Genomic DNA, 1714 nt, shown 5'->3' on the forward strand with positions numbered 1-1714 from the left:
GTTTCCTGCGCCTGGGACTGATTCAAGGTCACGCGTTGTAGAGAGTGGTGGTGTAGAAGTTGCCGGAGTCGGGTCCGTTCCATCCGGTGCTGTAGAAAGAGCTGGTCCGGGTGTTGCCCTCGCAGTTGTGACCCGTGTAGCCCGTGAGCTGCAGGTGGTGTCGCCAGTAGTTGAACGAGACGTTGCTGTACTGGCTTGTCCGTCCGGGGGCGGTGCCGGTCAGGCAGCGGTTCGTCCTGTTCTCGCGCGCGCTGTGAATGTGGCTGGTGCGGTTGATGATCCGCACACACGACTCGCCTGACGGCGCATTGCAGGTGGCTGCCTGGGCGGGTGCGTTCGCGAGAGTAACCGTCGCCAGTGCCGCCGTGAGGGCACCTGCCAGCCCGAGCGTTTTGGTCCGAACAGAATTCGCCATCTACATTCCTTCGCCTGAGTCGGTGATGAACTCGATGTAAGGGTGACGAATTCTCGGCTTCATGTAATGAAACGCGGAGCTTTTCAGAAAAAATCTCGTCTGGTGCGGAAACTCGGTGGCTGACCTGCTCCCGTGCGGAGTCAGCGTGCGGCGAACCGGAGGCTCGTGCCCTGGATCGCGTCCGGCTTGATCACCATGCGGCGGCACTGGCTGCACGATGACGGTCTCGAGGACGCGGACCTGATCAAGCGCCGCGTTCTCCTACCGCGCGAACTTGAGCTGTACTCGGACCTTGCAGGGTTGAGTACAGCTCCCCATCAACGTCCGAGGGCAAGGCGTGCCGGGTCCGTACCCAGCCTGTTCGGTGAACGCCGAACAGGCTGGGCGCGGTTGGCGGCAATTCGATCAAGAGTCGGTGGTACTTGCCGACGTCACTCGGCGGTGGCGGGCTCGGGCTTGCTCTTCTTGGCACGGGCCTTCGGCGGCTCCGCCTCGGTGGCCGGACGGGCCTCGCCCGTCTCGCCGGCCGCGGGTGCCTCGCTCAGCGCCTGGCGGAGCGCGGCCGCGATCAGCCGCATCGACGCGGGCGCGCCCGCGTTGAGCAGTACGTCGACGCCTTCCTCCGGCAGCAGCCCGACGAGCTGTTCCAGGCTGACCTCGGCCCAGGCCGCGATGTTGTCGAGCGCCTCGATCTCCGCGATGCGACGGCTGTGCGCCGGCGCCGTGGCGACCACGACACACGGCACCTCGTCCGGTGACAGCACCACGACCGGGTTGTTGTCCTCGGTCACGGCGACCCCGTAGACGTTGCCCTCGGTCATGATCGACAGCAGCTCGCCGGGCTCGGCCTCGCCCCGCGTGACCATCTGCAGCGTCGCGTCCACCGGGTCGGTCGGCGAGTCGGGCCGGGTCGGCAGGTAGTCGGGGTTGGCGTGGAAGCGGCTGGTGCTGCCGTCCTGCTCGACGAACCACCCGCCGACGACCACCTCGATGGGCGGCCGCGGACGCTCCTCGCCCTCAGCCGGCTCCGGTTGCTCCGCCTGCCAGGCGGGGTCGATCAGGAAGACCCACTGGTCACCCTCGAACCGGGCTTCGGTCTGTTCGGTCGTCGTGGCGGTCTCCGCCATCACAGCCTCCCGGCCGGTATGTTCGTCGTGTCGCTTCTGGTACGCGCTCATTCAAGAACCCGTCGGCAGCAGGTGGCGCGTCCTGGCGCCCTGGGCCGCAACCTCCGGGGAATCACTCACGGAAATACCGGTCGCGCCCGGTGTGCTGAGCACCGACTGTAGTCTTCGGCGC

2 protein-coding genes are annotated in these 1714 nt (G+C 66.7%); both read right to left on the bottom strand.

Annotated features, from left to right (window positions below; translation table 11 throughout):
* Positions 1 to 28 precede the first annotated feature (28 nt).
* Positions 29 to 415, bottom strand: a complete 387-nt coding sequence (locus OG205_RS16590) for a hypothetical protein (protein WP_330277145.1) — start codon at positions 413 to 415, stop codon at positions 29 to 31.
* A 431-nt stretch (positions 416 to 846) separates the two neighbouring features.
* Positions 847 to 1542: a type VII secretion system-associated protein gene (locus OG205_RS16595; RefSeq protein ID WP_330277146.1), complete on the bottom strand. Its 696-nt coding sequence runs from the start codon at positions 1540 to 1542 to the stop codon at positions 847 to 849.
* Positions 1543 to 1714: the final 172 nt, after the last annotated feature.

The organism is Lentzea sp. NBC_00516 (assembly GCF_036346835.1).
GTDB classification, from domain to species: Bacteria; Actinomycetota; Actinomycetes; order Mycobacteriales; family Pseudonocardiaceae; genus Lentzea; species Lentzea sokolovensis.

Coding starts and splice junctions, on each gene's coding strand:
- OG205_RS16590 (WP_330277145.1), bottom strand. CDS start 415: ATGGCGAATTCTGTTCGGACCAAAACGCTCGGGCTGGCAGGTGCCCTC.
- OG205_RS16595 (WP_330277146.1), bottom strand. CDS start 1,542: ATGGCGGAGACCGCCACGACGACCGAACAGACCGAAGCCCGGTTCGAG.